The sequence below is a fragment of the Sideroxydans lithotrophicus ES-1 genome, from assembly GCF_000025705.1.
In the GTDB taxonomy this organism is placed as follows: domain Bacteria; phylum Pseudomonadota; class Gammaproteobacteria; order Burkholderiales; family Gallionellaceae; genus Sideroxyarcus; species Sideroxyarcus lithotrophicus.
In genome coordinates, this window is sequence record NC_013959.1 from 971,845 (window position 1) to 988,772 (window position 16,928).

At 58.1% G+C, this 16,928-nt stretch carries 24 protein-coding genes; 15 read left to right on the forward strand and 9 right to left on the reverse strand.

Translation table 11 applies throughout. The features are described from left to right. Positions 1–6: 6 nt before the first annotated feature. Positions 7–2,397: a nitric oxide reductase activation protein NorD gene (locus SLIT_RS04935; protein ID WP_013029124.1), complete on the forward strand. Its 2,391-nt coding sequence runs from the start codon at positions 7–9 to the stop codon at positions 2,395–2,397. Between the two features lie 130 nt (positions 2,398–2,527). Further along, entirely contained in the window at positions 2,528–2,830 is a 303-nt protein-coding gene (locus SLIT_RS04940; RefSeq protein ID WP_013029125.1) for a hypothetical protein, read from the forward strand. Between the two features lie 10 nt (positions 2,831–2,840). On the opposite strand, the gene SLIT_RS04945 is transcribed toward SLIT_RS04940, so the two are convergent. Further along, on the reverse strand, positions 2,841–3,251 hold the full coding sequence (locus SLIT_RS04945) for a hypothetical protein (RefSeq protein WP_013029126.1): 411 nt from the start codon (positions 3,249–3,251) through the stop codon (positions 2,841–2,843). 67 nt (positions 3,252–3,318) lie between these two features. Here SLIT_RS04945 and purE point away from each other — a divergent pair, with 67 nt between their 5' ends. Next, positions 3,319–3,867, forward strand: coding sequence for a 5-(carboxyamino)imidazole ribonucleotide mutase (gene purE, locus SLIT_RS04950; protein ID WP_013029127.1), 549 nt, complete (start codon positions 3,319–3,321; stop codon positions 3,865–3,867). 10 nt (positions 3,868–3,877) lie between these two features. Then, complete coding sequence (locus SLIT_RS04955; RefSeq protein ID WP_013029128.1) at positions 3,878–5,110, forward strand: class II fructose-bisphosphate aldolase; 1,233 nt, start codon at positions 3,878–3,880, stop codon at positions 5,108–5,110. Positions 5,111–5,147: 37 nt separating this feature from the next. Here the strand turns inward: SLIT_RS04955 and SLIT_RS04960 are convergent, their stop codons facing one another. Then, entirely contained in the window at positions 5,148–5,582 is a 435-nt protein-coding gene (locus tag SLIT_RS04960; protein ID WP_013029129.1) for an EamA family transporter, read from the reverse strand. A 48-nt stretch (positions 5,583–5,630) separates the two neighbouring features. Then, a complete protein-coding gene (locus SLIT_RS04965; RefSeq protein ID WP_013029130.1) occupies positions 5,631–5,972 on the reverse strand; it encodes a hypothetical protein in 342 nt (113 codons plus the stop codon). A gap of 331 nt (positions 5,973–6,303) precedes the next feature. Between SLIT_RS04965 and SLIT_RS04970 the strand changes: the two genes are divergently transcribed. The 11 genes from SLIT_RS04970 (at position 6,304) to SLIT_RS05020 (ending at position 12,025) form a co-directional block, all read left to right on the forward strand. Then, a complete protein-coding gene (locus tag SLIT_RS04970; protein ID WP_013029131.1) occupies positions 6,304–6,621 on the forward strand; it encodes an ArsR/SmtB family transcription factor in 318 nt (105 codons plus the stop codon). 20 nt (positions 6,622–6,641) lie between these two features. After that, positions 6,642–7,139: an arsenate reductase ArsC gene (locus SLIT_RS04975; RefSeq protein ID WP_013029132.1), complete on the forward strand. Its 498-nt coding sequence runs from the start codon at positions 6,642–6,644 to the stop codon at positions 7,137–7,139. 4 nt (positions 7,140–7,143) lie between these two features. Then, positions 7,144–8,175, forward strand: a complete 1,032-nt coding sequence (gene arsB / locus SLIT_RS04980) for an ACR3 family arsenite efflux transporter (protein WP_013029133.1) — start codon at positions 7,144–7,146, stop codon at positions 8,173–8,175. 2 nt (positions 8,176–8,177) lie between these two features. Continuing rightward, the gene (locus SLIT_RS04985) at positions 8,178–8,726 is read left to right on the forward strand and encodes a sigma-70 family RNA polymerase sigma factor (protein ID WP_150102941.1); all 549 of its coding nucleotides are present in this window, start codon (positions 8,178–8,180) and stop codon (positions 8,724–8,726) included. 141 nt (positions 8,727–8,867) lie between these two features. Next, positions 8,868–9,905 (forward strand): permease, encoded by a 1,038-nt coding sequence (locus SLIT_RS04990; RefSeq protein ID WP_013029135.1) that lies wholly within the window; start codon positions 8,868–8,870, stop codon positions 9,903–9,905. An 11-nt stretch (positions 9,906–9,916) separates the two neighbouring features. Continuing rightward, the gene (locus tag SLIT_RS04995; protein WP_223293826.1) at positions 9,917–10,174 is read left to right on the forward strand and encodes a thioredoxin family protein; all 258 of its coding nucleotides are present in this window, start codon (positions 9,917–9,919) and stop codon (positions 10,172–10,174) included. A gap of 58 nt (positions 10,175–10,232) precedes the next feature. After that, positions 10,233–10,481, forward strand: a complete 249-nt coding sequence (locus SLIT_RS05000; RefSeq protein ID WP_013029137.1) for a YgaP family membrane protein — start codon at positions 10,233–10,235, stop codon at positions 10,479–10,481. 19 nt (positions 10,482–10,500) lie between these two features. Then, a complete protein-coding gene (locus SLIT_RS05005; protein ID WP_013029138.1) occupies positions 10,501–10,731 on the forward strand; it encodes a thioredoxin family protein in 231 nt (76 codons plus the stop codon). A 5-nt stretch (positions 10,732–10,736) separates the two neighbouring features. Beyond that, complete coding sequence (locus SLIT_RS05010; RefSeq protein WP_013029139.1) at positions 10,737–11,168, forward strand: hypothetical protein; 432 nt, start codon at positions 10,737–10,739, stop codon at positions 11,166–11,168. A gap of 28 nt (positions 11,169–11,196) precedes the next feature. Continuing rightward, positions 11,197–11,604, forward strand: coding sequence for an OsmC family protein (locus SLIT_RS05015; protein WP_013029140.1), 408 nt, complete (start codon positions 11,197–11,199; stop codon positions 11,602–11,604). Positions 11,605–11,800: 196 nt separating this feature from the next. Then, entirely contained in the window at positions 11,801–12,025 is a 225-nt protein-coding gene (locus SLIT_RS05020) for a glutaredoxin family protein (protein ID WP_013029141.1), read from the forward strand. A gap of 166 nt (positions 12,026–12,191) precedes the next feature. On the opposite strand, the gene proB is transcribed toward SLIT_RS05020, so the two are convergent. The 6 genes from proB to trxA form a co-directional block, all read right to left on the reverse strand. After that, positions 12,192–13,310 carry a glutamate 5-kinase gene (gene proB / locus SLIT_RS05025; RefSeq protein WP_013029142.1) on the reverse strand — a complete coding sequence of 373 codons (1,119 nt, stop codon included), beginning with the start codon at positions 13,308–13,310 and terminating at the stop codon, positions 12,192–12,194. Continuing rightward, complete coding sequence (gene obgE, locus SLIT_RS05030) at positions 13,307–14,389, reverse strand: GTPase ObgE (protein ID WP_013029143.1); 1,083 nt, start codon at positions 14,387–14,389, stop codon at positions 13,307–13,309. Before obgE ends, proB begins: the two co-directional genes overlap by 4 nt. Positions 14,390–14,455: 66 nt before the next feature. Further along, positions 14,456–14,713: a 50S ribosomal protein L27 gene (rpmA, locus tag SLIT_RS05035; protein WP_013029144.1), complete on the reverse strand. Its 258-nt coding sequence runs from the start codon at positions 14,711–14,713 to the stop codon at positions 14,456–14,458. Positions 14,714–14,731: 18 nt separating this feature from the next. Next, a complete protein-coding gene (gene rplU, locus SLIT_RS05040; protein ID WP_013029145.1) occupies positions 14,732–15,043 on the reverse strand; it encodes a 50S ribosomal protein L21 in 312 nt (103 codons plus the stop codon). Positions 15,044–15,171: 128 nt separating this feature from the next. Beyond that, positions 15,172–16,428, reverse strand: a complete 1,257-nt coding sequence (gene rho, locus SLIT_RS05045) for a transcription termination factor Rho (RefSeq protein ID WP_013029146.1) — start codon at positions 16,426–16,428, stop codon at positions 15,172–15,174. A 173-nt stretch (positions 16,429–16,601) separates the two neighbouring features. After that, complete coding sequence (gene trxA / locus SLIT_RS05050) at positions 16,602–16,928, reverse strand: thioredoxin TrxA (protein WP_013029147.1); 327 nt, start codon at positions 16,926–16,928, stop codon at positions 16,602–16,604.

Genomic DNA, 16,928 nt, shown 5'->3' on the forward strand with positions numbered 1-16,928 from the left:
GCGACCATGGCAATCAATCTCGACGACTACCAGGAATTGCTTGCCGCGCTTTCGCCGGAGTTGCAGGAGAGAGTGCGTTCCTCCTGGCCTGAAGCTGCCAAGGTGTTCAGTGCCCGCGGCCTCGATAATTTCCTCAAGGGGGTGGCTGCACTGAGGAGTCTGGGCAAAGGCGACGAACTGGTTGCCACCTGGATCGACCATGCGCCGCTGGTGGCCAAGGAGATCGGCGAGGATGCCGTGCCCGACCTGGTACAGACCGCATTGTCGCTGGCTTCCAAGACCTCCGGCGCGGTGATAGAACTGATGCTCAGCACTGCGCCGACAGCGGCCAACCGACTCGGCGACGAGGCCTTGTTTCGTGCTTACCTGCAATTCCTCGCCAACCTGCTGGCGCAGGCGCCACGCGGCGTGCGGCCGATGCTGGAGAACCTGGAAAAACTTTTCAGCCAGCTGACCCTGGGCGGATTGCGCCGTTGGGCGCTGTGGGGCGCGCATGCACACCGCACCAACTACCCCGAACAAGCCAGCTACTTCAGCCTGCAGTCGAAGGAGTCGCAGGCGATGCTGCAGCAGGAGCGCAAGGGCACGCTGTTCATCGATGTGCAGCGTCGCATCAACATGTATCTGCGCGCACTCTGGGCCAGGGACTTCTTCATGAAACCGACCTCGGGCGATTTCGAGTCGCGCGAAGGCTATCGCCCGTTCGTGGAAGGCTATTTCATCCACCTGCCCGATGCCTACGATGATTTTATCCTCCCCGCAGGGGATCGTTCGGCCCCTCTCCCGCAAGCGGGAGAGGGTTCGGGAGAGGGGCGCAAGCTCCCCGGACTCGAGCTTTACCGCGCCGCGGCAGCGCATGGTGCGGCTCATCTCGTGTACACGCGCGAACCGATCTCGGCCGAGGCGCTCAACCCGTTCCAGATGGCCGTCATCAGCGTGATCGAGGACGCGCGCGTGGAAACGCTGGCGGCGAACCGGTTTCCGGGTCTCAGAAAACTGTGGGTGCAGTTGCACACCATTGAAGCGGGGCAGGGCGATTCGGCCGGTGACTTCCTCAACCGGCTGGCGCGCGCCCTGTTGGACCACGATTATCAGGACAACGATCCGTGGATCGCGCAGGGGCGTGTGCTGTTCAAGCAGGCAGCCGACCGCCTGGACAGCAACCAGATATCCTGGGACATCGGCGTGCAACTGGCGCATGAATTCCTGGCCAAGCGTATCCCCTTCAATCCGCGCAGCGATCTGCTCACGACACCTTACCGCGACGACAACCGCTATTTCTGGGAGTTCGAGGAATTCGACTTCGACCAGGCACTGGCGGCAGGCTACGAGGCGCCGAAGCAGGTACGCAAGCATGTCAGCCTGATGGAATTCGCCAATGAGCTCGACGTGGAAACGGCAGGCGACGATGCCGAAGAGATCTGGGTGCTCGGCACCGAGCTCTTCCCTTACGAAGATATGGGCAAGTCGTACAACGAACTGGAGGGCAAGGAGCCGGTCTCCGAACCCTACCATTATGCCGAGTGGGACTACCAGATCCAGCTCGAACGCCCGGCCTGGGCCACGGTGCTGGAGAAACGGCCCAAGGCGGGCGACCTGCAGCTGATCGACGACATCACCGCGCAGCACAAGCGCACCATCGGACGCCTGAAATTCCTGCTGGATGCGTTGCAGCCGCAGGGCGTGACGCGCATACGCAAGCTGGAGGACGGTGACGAACTGGACGTCAACGCGGCCATACGCGCCATGATCGACATGCGCATGGGACAGCAACCCGACCAGCGCATCATGATGCGCTCGGTGCGCAAAGTGCGCGATATCTCGGTGATGGTGCTGCTGGACCTGTCGGAGTCAACCAACGACAAGGTCAGCGGGCAGGATTACAGCGTGCTGGATCTGCAGCGCCAAGCTGCCGTGTTGCTGGCGGATGCCATCCACAAGATCGGCGACCCGTTCGCAATCCACGGTTTCTGTTCCGATGGCCGCCACAATGTCGAGTACTCCCGCTTCAAGGATTTCGACCAGCCCTATAACGAGGTGCCCAAGTCGCGCCTGGCGGGCATGCGCGGTCAGTTGTCCACGCGCATGGGCGCAGCCATCCGCCATGCCGGGCATTACCTGAAGCTGCAGAAATCGGCGAAGAAGTTGTTGCTGGTGATCACCGATGGCGAACCGGCAGACGTAGACGTGCGCGATCCGCAGTATCTGCGCTATGACACCAAGAAAGCCGTGGAGGAAATGGCACGCTCGGGGGTGACGACTTTTTGCATGTCGCTTGACCCGAGAGCGGATCAATATGTCTCAAGGATATTCGGGGCCAGGAACTACATGGTAGTGGACCATGTGGAGCGTTTGCCGGAAAAGCTGCCGGCTCTCTATGCCGGATTAACCAGATGACAAAAGAACGATCCATGATGATTTCCGGATTTCGGAGAGACAGCTTTCTGCGCAGGCTGACTTCGCAAGGCGAAGTTAAGCGCAGCAGCCGAAACCCAAAGTTACCAATACTCTACGCAGGACTTACACGATGACACTACAGACTTATATTGGAGTAGATGAAGATACCAACGCCGGACTGACCCATCTGGGGCGCCTCGTACGCGATGCCTGGGTATTCGGCATCCTGCCCGAAACGGAAACCTGTGCAGGCTGGGATTCAGCGCGCATGCAGAACCTGTACGAAAAGGTGTACGCCGCATGGGAGCCTTATGCTCATCTGCCCAGCCGCTTGCCGGACGACTTGCGTGAACGGCATGCCAGGTTGTATGCGGCAGCCATCTCGTCAGCGCGAGACAAGGGCTGGGATGCGGAGCTTGGCGAGGATGATTAAGGCGCCAACATCATGCATGTCCCGGGGCCGCAAACTTTATCACCCGGGCCTGTCCGTCAAATCGCCCTTTGGCTGCAAGTTCGTTCAGTGCGCGCGGCAGTTCTGCCAGCAGGCGCGGCATAAGATCGGACGCTGCCGGCTGGTAGTAAACGGCCTGGTAGGCCACCGGGTCGCTGAGGGACGTACGATCCTGGGGGTGGAAATCGCGCCAGGCGATGTCGATCCAGCACTTGCGTGTGCCGTCGAGAAATATGAGCTCTTCGGCATCCAGTATCGCGAGATATTGCATGCTGCGCATCGGAACGAACAGGCAACCGGAGCTGGTGCGTGACCACAGTGCATGCGCAAGATTGTAAGTTGCTGCAGGCAGGAATCGCGGCTCACGCGCAAGTTCGGGATTGCGATAGCAGGTGATTTCCATGAGCGCTCCATGGGGTGGAAGTCGGCAACAATTATCCATACTTTGATCGAGATTGAGGAGACCATGCATGAAAAAACCAGTGCCTGCTGCGGCACCATCCACAAAGGCCGTCAACCAGATTCTGGTAGGCATACTGACGGGCAGTCCCAACGATCTGCCTGTCGTGGTCAAAGTTCGCGACACTTTGACTGAGCTCGGTATTTCCAGCGAGCTCGTGGTGGCGTCTGCACACCGTACGCCGGACAAGGTGCTGGCCTATATCGAACGTGCGCACAAGGAAGATGTGCAGGTGTTGATCGGGTGTGCGGGGATGGCCGCACATCTGGCCGGGGTGATTGCCGGCCACACGCGGTTGCCCGTGATCGGCTTGCCGCTTTCCGGCGGCGTCGTATCCGGCCTCGATGCGTTGCTGTCCACGGTGCAGATGCCGCCAGGTGTCCCCGTTGCCACGGTTGCAGTGGATGGCGCCAGGAACGCTGCCATGCTGGCTGCGCGCATCCTGGCGTTGAAGTTTCCGCGAATCAATGCAGCACTGGAAGCTGCAGCGAAAAAAGAGCGCGCACGCTATGAGCTATCCGCAAACGAAGCACTGTCGAAACTGAGCGCCAATCAATAAGGGAGCCGTCATGCCTCTCGTTCATCTGACCGATATCGTCAATCATGCTCACCGGCACAATTACGCAGTGGGTGCTTTTGGCGTGGACAACCAGGATTTTCTGGAAGGGGTGATGCAAGCTGCCGAAGACAGCCGTGCGCCAGTTATCCTGAATCTGATCGATTCTCATTTTTCAGCTCACGACATCGATCTGTTCGTTCCGGCTGTGGTCGCCGTGGCGCGGCGAGCTGCCGTACCGGTAGCGATCAATTTCGACCATGGCACCGACCTTGAGTCGGCCGAACGCGCGATCTCTGCCGGTTGCAACGCAGTGATGGTGGATACATCCATGCTGCCCTTTTCGGAAAATCTGCGCCAGACCCGCGATATCGTGGACATGGCGCATGCCTGCGGAGTCACCGTGGAAGGTGAGCTTGGCTATGTACCCGGACTGGAAGGGGAAAGCGCTGCGGAACATCCGGGGGATCTGGCGTATACATCTGCGGTCGAAGCCAAGGCATTCGTGGAGCGGACAGGTGTCGATTGTCTGGCGGTTTCGGTCGGCACGGTGCATGGCCGGATGAAAGGGGTGCCGAAGCTCGATTACAACAGGCTGACCAGGATACGCGAGGCTGTCGATGTGCCACTGGTGATACACGGTGGCACCGGGCTGACCGACGAGCAGTACAGGCGGCTCATTTCCCATGGCGTATCCAAGATCAATTACTACACCGGCCTGGCCGATGTCGCAGGCCGTCATGTCAGGGAAAATGCGGCAGCCAATCAGGGTGGGGGTTACCGTGCGCTATTGGAGGGTGTTCGCGATGCTGTACGCGAGGAGGCCGCACGTTGCATCCGGATCTGGGGCAGCGGCGGGCGGGCCGCGGAAGTCCTGGCCCAGTGCAGACCGTGGCAGGAATTGGAGCATGTCGTTCTGTACAAGGCTGGCAATGAGCTGACCGACAGCGAAGTGGCTGCCATCATGCGCGAAGGCAAGGAGTCCATGCGCGCGATTCCCGGCGTACGCAATATCCGTATCGGACGGGCTTTGCAGCAGGATGGCAAGTATCACTATTGCTGGCTGGTCACTCTGGCCAGCGAATCGGCGATCGAGATTTACCAGAATCATCAGGCGCAGCAAAGTTTTTCCCACAACCTTTTCCTGTCGGTTGCAACAGACTGGATTTCGCTGGACTTTTCGGAGATCGCGGCACCACCGATCCCGCTCGCTTCATTACCGGTGAAACATCTGGCCAAAGTCTGATCGCGGTGACGGCTGCTGCTCTTGCGGGCGGCTGAATCTAGCGTTTGAGTGCCAGCATCAACACGCCGCCCGCAACCATGGCGATTCCGGCCCATTCTCGTAACGATGGGCGTTCACCGAGGAAGGTAAAGGCAAAAATGGCAACCAGGACCAGGCTCAATTTATCCACGGGGGCAACTTTCGAGGCCTCGCCGATCTGCAGAGCGCGGAAATAACAGACCCAGGACGCTCCCGTCGCCAATGCGGAGAGGGAAAGGAATATCCATGTCCTGGGAGGCAGCTTGAACGGGTTGCTCCACTTCCCGGCGAACCAGACGAATGCCGAGAGCGCGACGATGATGATCGCAGTCCGGATCAGCGTGGCCAGGTCGGAATCGATGCCTTTGATGCCGATCTTGGCAAAAACGGCAGTAAGGGCGGCGAAGATCGCCGACATGAGCGCCCAGTAGAACCAGCCAGTGGAAGTCAGCATCGTGCGGGGGCGGCTAAATGGGGGATATGCAAAATCCAGTCATGCTTTTTAAAATGGCATGTCTCTTTTCAAAAGCTTGATCAATGCGTTGGCGCTGTCATGCAACATCGCCTCAGGATGTTTTTTGCAGTACACATCCGACCAGTCCACGATGGAGATCTTGTCCGAGTTTTTTATGAAGTCCCTGTCGAGCATGTCGCCATACATGGCATCGGCCCCGGATAAATATCCGTTGAGCCAGACCTTGTAGGATTCTCCATCGGCAGGATGGTTTTGCCGGTCTTGCCATTGTTGGCAAGTGATATCGCCTATTACGGTACTGGCGTTCGAGTTGCTGACCATGAAGCTGGAAACGAAAATCGCTAGCAGAATGCGGCTGGTAATTCTCATGGATGGACTCCGATCGGGTTTTCTTGAGATTTTATTTAAACAGGTCACATCTGCATTTAACCATTGCATGGCTGGGTATATTTGATGGTTGATAGTTCCCGGACAGCACATTCAGCGTCGTGGCGGGCGCAGTGCGATGACTACGACAGCAACCAGTACGACGAGAATCATCAATTCCAGGAACATCTGAATACCCTGTGACGGTAGATGGATACAGCATCGGGTTGCATGCTAGCACGAAAGGCAAATGTCGATGAATTGCAGGCCCAGGTTGCGGTTGGTTTAATATTTCTATAATATTGGAAATATAGAATGTAAACATGAGGTGGAGATGAAGATCGAACTGGCAGTAGAAGCCTTGGCAGCATTGGCGCAGGAATCGCGCCTGTCGATCTTTCGCCTGCTGGTGCAGGCAGGGAAAGAGGGAGTGGCGGCGGGAGCATTGGGAGAGAGGCTGGGTATCCCGGCCGCCACCTTGTCTTTTCATTTGAAGACGCTGACACATGCCAAGTTGATCAAATCGCGCACCGAGGGGCGGTTTGTGATCTATAGCGCCAATTTTGCCGGGATGGACAAGCTCATTGCTTATCTTACCGAGCATTGTTGTGCGGGTGATGCGACACAGTGCGCTCCGGTCAAGAAATGTTGATACGTTAAAGGAAATCGATAATGAGTGAAAAGCAATACAACGTGCTGGTGCTGTGTACCGGCAATTCCGCACGGAGCATCCTGGGCGAAGTGCTGTTCAACAATCTGGACAAAGGCAGGTTCAAGGCATACAGCGCGGGCAGCAAGCCGGCTGGCCGCGTGAATCCGGGCGCACTGGAGTTGCTGCAACAACAAGGCTACAGCACCGAAGGACTGCGCAGCAAAAGCTGGGACGAGTTCGCTTTGCCCGGTGCTCCCGAGTTCGATTTCATCTTCACCGTGTGCGACAACGCTGCAGGAGAAGCCTGCCCGGTGTGGCTGGGGCATCCTGCCACGGCACACTGGGGTATTCCGGATCCGGCGCATATCGAAGGCGACGATGCGCGGCGCGCCGCTTTCAAAAGGGCATCCGAACAGTTGGCACGCCGCATCCAGCTGTTCATGAGCCTGCCGATCGAGAAACTTGACAAGCTCACCCTGAAAGAGAAGCTCGCCGAGATCGGGCGCATCAAGGACTGACAGCATGAGCATCTTCGAACGCTACCTCACCCTCTGGGTCTTCCTGTGCATCATCATTGGCGTGGTACTCGGACAAACCATCCCCGCGCCGTTCCACTGGCTGGGCGGGCTGGAGATCGCCAAGGTCAACCTTCCGGTCGGCCTGCTGATCTGGGTGATGATCATTCCCATGCTCTTGCGCATCGACTTCGGCGCACTGCATGAGGTGCGCAAGCACTGGCGCGGTATCGGCGTGACGCTGTTCATCAACTGGGCGGTCAAGCCGTTCTCGATGGCGTTGCTCGGCTGGCTGTTCATCCGCCATCTGTTTGCCGCATATCTGCCGGCAGAGCAGCTCGACAGCTACATCGCAGGTCTCGTGCTGCTCGCTGCCGCACCCTGCACCGCGATGGTGTTCGTGTGGAGCCGTCTGGTGAACGGCGAGCCACTGTTCACCTTGAGCCAGGTCGCGCTCAACGACACCATCATGGTGTTCGCCTTCGCGCCACTGGTGGCGCTGCTGCTCGGCATCTCCTCCATTGTCGTGCCGTGGAATACGCTGCTGGTGTCGGTGGTGCTGTATATCGTGCTGCCCGTATTGCTGTCGCAAGTGTGGCGCAGGCTGCTGCTGGCGCGCGGCGAAGACGCGTTGCAGCGCACACTACATGCACTCGGTCCCATCTCCATCGCAGCGCTGCTGCTCACGCTGGTGTTGCTGTTCGCGTTCCAGGGCAAGGCCATCGTCGAACAACCGTTGATCATCCTGATGCTCGCCGTGCCCATCACTATCCAGGTGTATTTCACCTCGGGCCTGGCGTACTGGTTGAACCGTAGATTCGGCGAAGCGCATTGCGTGGCCGGGCCGTCGGCATTGATCGGGGCATCCAACTTCTTCGAACTTGCCGTCGCTGCTGCCATCAGCCTGTTCGGCTTTGAATCCGGCGCTGCATTGGCCACCGTGGTGGGCGTGCTGATCGAAGTGCCGGTGATGTTGAGTGTGGTGCATATCGTGAAGCGCAGCCAGGGCTGGTATCAGACTGGCGGTGCTGCAAACTGAATATGAATAAGCCGTCAATGCTGTCGTTCCCTTGTATCCTGAATGCATGGAATGCGCATGAAGGCGAGTTGCGCAATTACATCCGGCATCGTGCCGGAGACGCGCACTTGGCCGACGATCTGCTGCAAGAGGTTTTCGTCAAGGCGATGCAACAGGGCAGGCAGTTCTGCACGCTGGACAATGAGCGGGCGTGGCTGTTCCAGGTGGCGCGCAATGCATTGATCGACCAGCATCGTCGCGGGCGCAATGTGATCGAGCTGGAAGACGACATTCCGAACCCGGAGCCTGCGCCTGAGCCGTTACGCGTGCTCAGCACCTGCGTCGCGCGCGTGCTGTCCGAGCTGTCGCCGGAAGACCGCGACATCATCGAGCAATGCGATCTGGAAGGCGTGAAGCAGAAAACTTATGCGACTGCCCAGGGTCTTTCCCTTGCTGCCGCCAAATCTCGGTTGTTGCGCGCACGGTCGCGCATGCGCGACCGCATGAGTACAGCCTGCCAGGTGCAATTCGACGAAAGCGGCCGGGTGGAAAGTCATATTCCACGCAATTAAGGAAGCGCTTATTTGATCCGCCGTTCGCGGCAATCCCTTCGACAGGCTCAGGGCCAACGGATAAATCAGTGTTTATTGGCTGCATCCTTTTACCGCTTCGTTCGTCTCCTCAGTACCACAGACCGTTTTGGAGTTTATCGAATGTTCGACTTTGCCCTGAAATTGCCGCGTCGCAGTCCCCGCGCCTTTTTATCGATCGCCGTCGTAGCGTGGTTCCTGCTATACAAAACGCTGGAGCCGTTATCGCATTGGCTGGTGGATGGTTTGCCCGTTGCGCGCGGCAGCCACCTGTACGACGCGCTGCAATTCTTCCTGTACGACACGCCCAAGGTGCTGCTGCTGCTGGCAGGGGTGGTGATGGTGATGGGCATGATCAATTCCTATTTCACGCCGGAGCGCACCCGTGCCCTGCTCTCGGAGCGGCATGAGGGGGGCGGCAATGTTCTGGCTGCCATGCTTGGCATCGTCACCCCGTTCTGTTCCTGTTCTGCCGTACCGCTGTTCATCGGCTTCGTGCAGGCTGGTGTGCCGCTGGGCGTGACCTTTTCCTTCCTGATTTCTGCGCCAATGGTCAACGAGATAGCGCTGGCGCTGCTGTTTGGACTGTTTGGCTGGAAGATTGCGGTCCTGTATATGGGGCTGGGTTTGTCGGTTGCCATCGTTGCCGGTTTCATCATCGGCAAATTGAAGCTGGAACACCATCTGGAGGACTGGGTGCGCAACATGGCACAAATACCGGCAACGGTCGGCGCCGATGAGCTGACCTTACCGGACCGGATCGAAGCCGGGTTCGCCAGCGTGCGCGAGATCGTCGGCAAGGTGTGGCTATATGTTCTGGCGGGAATCGCCATCGGTGCGGGCATTCACGGATACGTGCCGCAGGATTTCATGGCCAGTTTCATGGGCAAGGATGCCTGGTGGGCAGTTCCCGCCTCCGTGCTGATCGGTGTCCCGATGTACACCAATGCCGCAGGAATCATCCCCATTGTAGAGGCCTTGCTGGCCAAAGGCGCAGCACTCGGTACGGTACTCGCATTCATGATGAGTGTGATCGCACTGTCCCTGCCGGAGATGGTGATCCTGCGCAAGGTACTTAAACCGCGCCTGATTGCCACCTTCGTTGGCGTGGTGGCGACAGGCATCATGCTGGTCGGCTATGTGTTCAACGCGGTGGTTTGATGACCGGTTGCATGACACTGCCTCCCGCTGCGCCGATCATCTACCTCACGCTGGTGGGGACGGGGGAGCCGTTGCTGCGCATGGAGAAGCGTTTGTTCTGCGCGGCTGGTGGCCTGGGTATTCGGCTGGAGGTGGAAATTCGCAAAGATGTCGAGGCATTGGGCAATTCCTTGCAGCAATCGCTAGCTGTGCTGCATGACGGCAAGTTGATTTTTAACGGCCTGCATCGCATCGAGGAGGTCGAGAGCTGGCTGAAGAATTTAAAGTGAACATCCGTGTGCGCGGCCCGGAACCTGGCTGCGCGTGGCAAACAAGAGGAGTAGCGAAATGGAAGTGAATCGTATCGTCAGTATCTTTGCGGGTTTTATGATCATGTTGAGCCTGGGATTGGCGCACTGGATGGGGCAGGCTGATCTGTCGCATGTGAGCTGGTTGTGGCTGACGCTGTTCGTCGGGTTCAATCTGTTCCAGATGGGTTTCACCGGATTTTGTCCGCTGGTGAAGGTTCTCGGCGTATTCGGTTATGACAAGAGCAAATGCTGCACGCCGGCCAAAGATGGCAAATCCTGCTGCTGATAGTTAAGGAGAGATCATTGTGAAAAACATCAAAGTCCTCGGCACTGGCTGTGCCAACTGCAAAAACACGATGAAACTGATCGAGGAAGTCGCCAAAGCCAAGGGTGTGGAAATCCAGCTGGAGAAAGTCGAACAACTGCAAGACATCATGGCTTACGGCGTGATGTCCACGCCGGGTGTGGTGGTGGACGGCAAGGTTGTGCATGCCGGTGGTGTGCCGAGCCGCGACAAGATAACAGGCTGGCTCTGAATATCATGCATAGCGTCGATCCTGCGGTGTTCCATGAGCGGCTGAAGGGCACGTTCACGGGCATGCTGCAATGGCAACAACTCGATGCGTTGTGGGCGCGCGCCAAATCCGGCACCTGGTATTTCTATCAGCTCGGGGAAGAGTTGCCGGTCGAAGCGCTGAACGGCGATGAACTGGCTCGTCGCATCGATGCGCTGGATGCGTTGCTGCGCAGGGATCATGACTACAGCTATTGCGGGATCGTCTATGCCGACGATGCGGAGCATCCGACGCTGATCAAGGTCTATGATCCGAACAACATGGGATCGTCCTGCAGTGGCAAAGCGGCACCCTCGCCGCCGGGCTGGATACTCAGCACGATTCCGCCCGCCCTGATCGAGACCCATGCCTCAACGCCCAACAATCGCCGCCGCTGGTGGCAACTTTTTGCAAAGTGAATTGGTAATGAGCGAAGAGAATCGGAAAATGATCTTTCACGTCAGTACCTCGCGTATCGACGCACATGGCAGCCTTGCACGGTGCAAATCGGCGGAAGTCTTTCTGGACACAGACCTTGCGGGTCGCTCGGATGCATTTAATCCAGCCGAACTGCTGCTGGCAGCCTTGTCTGCCTGCATCATCAAGGGTGTCGAACGCGTCACGCCCATCCTGAAATTCGAATTGCGCGGCGTGGAAGTGCGGATAGAAGGCATACGGCAGGATGCGCCGCCGAAGATGGAATCCATCACCTACGAGATCATCGTGGATAGCGACGAGAGAGAACGGCGGCTGGAACTGTTGCACGATAACGTCAGGAAGTATGGAACCGTATTCAACACCATCGCGCCGGGTACGCAACTGAGCGGCACATTGCGCAGAAAAAATCTGGCATGACACCCGCACGAAATCCCTGTTGCCCCGCCCGTCGATTGTAGCTCTTCGTCAATGGCAACGCATAGTAAAGCGCTTTGATCGTTGCCGGGCTGGCAATCGAAGCCGACCTGACGCATTGGCAGAGCTGGTGTGCAAAATCTGCTGAAACGCCGCAATGTCATGGACAGGAAATGCGCGATTGGATTTAGAATCAGCCATGGACATCAGACTTTACGGAACCAGGTTTTGCCATCTGTGTGAGCAGGCGGAAGCCATACTTCAAGCGATGGGGCTTGCAGCCGACTACATCGATATCGCGGACGATGATGAGCTGGCGGAGAAGTACGGCGTGCGCATTCCGGTATTGCTGCGTATGGATACTGGGGGGGAACTGGGGTGGCCGTTCGATGCCGCGGCTGTTTCCCGATTTTTGGCGTTATAGCGAAACCAAGTTGTGGTTCCGACGTCACATTCGCTGCGCGAATATGAGTCTTCACCGCAACTTGGTTCAGTTGTTTTACAACAGAACCAAGTTGTGGCTTCGGCCGTCGCTACGCGACTTAACTTGCTGCGCAAGTTAGCCTTCGCCGCAATCTGGTTTTGCTGCTTTACAGCAAAACCAGATTGTCTCGGTGAATCAATTCGGGTTCGTCCACGTAACCGAGGGTGTTCTCGATCTCGCCGCTGGCCTTGCCCCTGATACGGCGCGCTTCGTCGGCGCTATAGTTGACGAGGCCGCGCGCGATGTCCTTGCCGGTTTCGTCCAGGATCGCGACCACGGCACCACGCTGGAATTCGCCGCTGACCTGAGTGACGCCGATGGGCAGCAAACTCTTGCCTTCGCTACGTAGAACACGCACGGCGCCAGCATCCAGCGTGACTTTGCCGCTGACTTGCAGATGGTCGGCCAGCCATTGCTTGCGCGCATCCAGCGACAACGAACTGGCAGTGAGCAACGTGCCTATCGATTCGCCTTGCAACAGGCGCGGCAACACGTCGCGTTCGTGGCCGGAGGCGATGACGGTATGTGCGCCACTGCGGGCCGCACGTTTGGCGGCGAGTATCTTGGTCAGCATGCCGCCGCGTCCGATGTGGCTGCCGGCTCCGCCTGCCATCTCTTCCAGTTTGGCGTCACCTGCCCGGGCTTCGCTGACGAGCGTGGCGCTGGCATCCTTGCGCGGGTCGGCGGTGAAGAGACCGGTCTGGTCGGTGAGGATGACGAGCGCATCGGCTTCGATCAGGTTGGCGACCAGCGCTCCCAATGTGTCGTTGTCGCCGAATTTGATCTCGTCGGTGACCACGGTGTCGTTCTCGTTGATGATGGGGATGACGCCCAGGATGAGCAGGGTGCGCAGGGTCGAGCGCGCATTGAGATAGCGCTCGCGGTCGGTGAGGTCGGCATGGGTCAGCAACACCTGGGCGGCATGCAATTTATGCTGGCGAAAACAGCTTTCGTAGGCCTGTACCAGTCCCATCTGTCCGACTGCCGCGGCTGCCTGCAGCTCATGCACGGCACTGGGACGTTTTTTCCAGCCCAGACGCTGCATACCCTCGGCGATGGCGCCGGAAGACACCAGTACCACTTCGCTGCCTTGAGCGCGCAATGTGGCGATCTGCCGAGCCCAATTGCCAAGGGCTTCCATGTCCAAACCCGATCCCTGATTGGTGACCAGGCTGCTGCCGACTTTGACGACGATGCGTCTGGAATGGGTCAGGACGTTGTTCATGCTAACGGGTCGTGAATATCGATCTCGGTCTCTTGCGCGCTTTCGGCGATGGCATCCTGTTCTTGCGCAGCTATCTGGTTGATGTGTTCCATGATAGCGTATGTCAGCTCCTTGCAGCCTTCGCCATTGATGGCGGAGATGGCGAAGTAGCGTGTGTTCTCCCCGAACGCCTTGAGGAATGCGGCGATTCTCTCGGCGCGATCTTCTTCCTGTAGCAGATCCAGCTTGTTCAGAACCAGCCAGCGCGGTTTGTTGTACAGATCCTCGTCGTACTTGCGCAGCTCGTTGAGGATGGCGTGCGCTTCCTGTACCGGATCGATGCCTTCATACAGCGGGGCAAGGTCGACCAGATGCAGCAGCAGGCGCGTGCGCGCCAGATGGCGCAGGAACTGGTGTCCAAGTCCGGCACCTTCCGCCGCGCCTTCGATCAGGCCGGGGATGTCGGCGATGACGAAACTCTTCTCATCCGAGACGCGCACCACCCCCAGATTGGGGTGCAGGGTGGTGAAAGGGTAATCCGCCACCTTGGGGCGCGCGGCAGACACAGCGCGGATGAAGGTGGACTTGCCAGCATTGGGCATGCCCAGCAGGCCGACATCGGCCAATACCTTCAATTCCAGTTGCAATTCGTGGCGTTCCCCTTCCTCGCCCGGCGTGCATTGGCGCGGAGTGCGGTTGGTGCTGGATTTGAAATGCAGGTTGCCCAGCCCGCCGGCGCCGCCCTTGGCAAGCAGGACCCTTTCGCCGTCGTGGGTGAGGTCGGCGATGACCTGGCCGCTGTTGATGTCGGTGATGACGGTGCCCACCGGCATGCGCAGGATGATATCGTCCGCGCCTTTGCCGTAACAGTCCGCACCACGTCCCGGCTCTCCGTTCCTGGCGCGATGCATGCGGGCGAAGCGGTAATCCACCAGTGTATTGATGTTGCGGTCGGCGACAGCGATCACACTGCCGCCGCGTCCCCCGTCGCCGCCGTCCGGTCCGCCCTTCTCGATGTATTTTTCGTGACGAAAGCTAGCCGCGCCGTTACCGCCGTTGCCTGCGATGACTTCTATTTTTGATTCGTCGATGAATTTCATGATGGTGGTGACCGGAAATAAAAAAGCCCTACCTTGCGATAGGGCTCATTTTAACTGCCTGAATGCTTAAGCAGCGACGATGCTGACTGTCTTACGCTTCATTGCGCCCTTGACCGCGAAGACCACCTTGCCGGTGATCTTGGCGAACAGGGTGTGGTCCTTGCCCATGCCGACGTTGTCGCCTGCGTGAACCTGCGTGCCGCGTTGACGCACGATGATGCTGCCCGCGCTGATGAGTTCGCCGCCGTAGCTCTTGACACCCAGTCGTTTCGAGTGTGAGTCGCGGCCGTTACTGGTACTGCCTCCGCCCTTTTTCGATGCCATGTTGCAGCTCCTTCAGAATTAAGCCGAAATTCCGTCGATGCGGATCTCGGTGTAGTTTTGACGATGACCTTGATGTTTCTGGTAGTGCTTGCGGCGACGCATCTTGAAGATGGTCACTTTGTCGTGGCGGCCGTTAGAGACGATGGTCGCCTTGACAGTAGCACCGCTCAGCAGAGGCTTGCCAACGGAGACCTTGTCGCCATTGCCAACCATCAGCACTTTGTCCAATACGATCGCGCCGCCGACGTCGCCGTCAATGGATTCGACCTTCAGGGTTTCACCTTCGACAACGCGATATTGCTTGCCACCGGTTTTGATTACTGCGTACATAACGACCTCGCTTGATGCGGTTTTTAGTTACGGCATAACCTAAAGGTTAGCCTCCACTGAAATTGTGGATTTTCAGAGCCGCGCATTATACATAAACATGACCAACCGTCAAAACCCTTTTTTCAGGGTTAACGTTTCATCGAATCAAAGAATTCGGCGTTGTTCTTGGTTGCCTTGACCTTGTCCAGAAGGAATTCCATCGCTTCCAGTTCGTCCATGGGGTAAAGCAGCTTGCGCAGTACCCAGATGCGCTGCAGCAGGTCCTGCTTGATGAGCAGTTCTTCCTTGCGGGTGCCGGAGCGGTTGACGTTGATGGCCGGATAGATGCGTTTTTCGGCCATGCGGCGATCCAGATGGATCTCCATGTTGCCGGTGCCCTTGAATTCTTCGTAGATCACGTCGTCCATGCGGCTGCCGGTATCAACCAGCGCGGTGGCGATGATGGTCAGCGAACCGCCTTCCTCGACATTGCGTGCCGCGCCGAAGAAGCGCTTGGGGCGCTGCAGGGCATTGGCATCCACACCGCCGGTCAGCACCTTGCCGGAAGAGGGAATGACGGTGTTGTAGGCGCGCGCCAGACGGGTGATGGAATCGAGCAGGATGACCACATCCTTTTTGTGCTCGACCAGGCGTTTGGCTTTTTCCAGCACCATCTCGGCGACTTGCACATGACGCGTGGCCGGTTCGTCGAAGGTGGAGGCGACCACTTCGCCGCGGACGGTGCGGCTCATCTCGGTCACCTCTTCGGGGCGCTCGTCGATCAGCAAAACGATCAGGATTGCGTCCGGGTTGTTCGACGCGATGGAGTGGGCGATATGCTGCAACATAACCGTTTTGCCGGACTTGGGCGAAGCGACCAGCAGGCCACGCTGGCCTTTGCCGATTGGAGCCACGATGTCGATGATGCGTCCGGTGATGTTCTCCTCGGCGCGAATGTCGCGCTCCAGCGTCATGTGCTGGGTCGGGAACAGCGGGGTCAGGTTCTCGAACAGGATCTTGTTCTTGGCGTTCTCGGGCGGCTCGCCGTTGACCTTGTCCACCTTGACCAGGGCCACATAGCGCTCACCTTCTTTCGGTGTCCGTATCTCGCCCTCGATCGAGTCGCCAGTATGCAGATTGAAGCGGCGTACCTGACTGGGGCTGACGTAGATGTCGTCCGGACCGGCCAAATAGGAAGTATCCGGTGATCGCAGGAAACCGAAACCATCCGGCAGCACTTCCAGAGTGCCTTCCCCGAAGATGCTTTCGCCTTTCTTCGCCTGGTTCTTCAACAGGGCGAAGATCAGGTCCTGCTTGCGCATGCGGTTGGCATTGTCTATTTGATTGGCAGTGGCCATTTCCACCAGTTCGGTGATGTGTTTGGTCTTGAGGTCTGATAAGTGCATAAGTAGATGGTGCGCAGCCGCGCTGGGTTGTGAAGAGTCGCTAGAGAAGTGGAGCAGTTTTCCTGGGGATTTGCGGGTTACCCCGCACCGAGCTGCCTTGTGTGTCTTTGTTTATTTTGTACGGCTGAGTTTCAGGACGAAACAGGGCAGGTGCGGGCAGGAGATTAAAGGGTTCAGATGTGACTGTCAATGAAAGCGGTAAGCTGGGATTTGGACAAGGCGCCGACTTTGGTAGCTTCGATGTTGCCGTTCTTGAACAGCATCAGGGTCGGAATGCCGCGCACACCGTATTTTTGCGGCGTTTGCTGGTTCTCGTCCACATTCAACTTGGCGACGTTCAGGCGTCCTGCATACTCCTTGGATACTTCATCCAGAATCGGGGCAATCATGCGGCAGGGGCCGCACCATTCCGCCCAGTAATCGACCAGCACGGGTAGCGGCGATTGCAGCACCTCGGCGGTGAAAGTGCCATCGGTGACATAACGGATATGTTCGCTCAT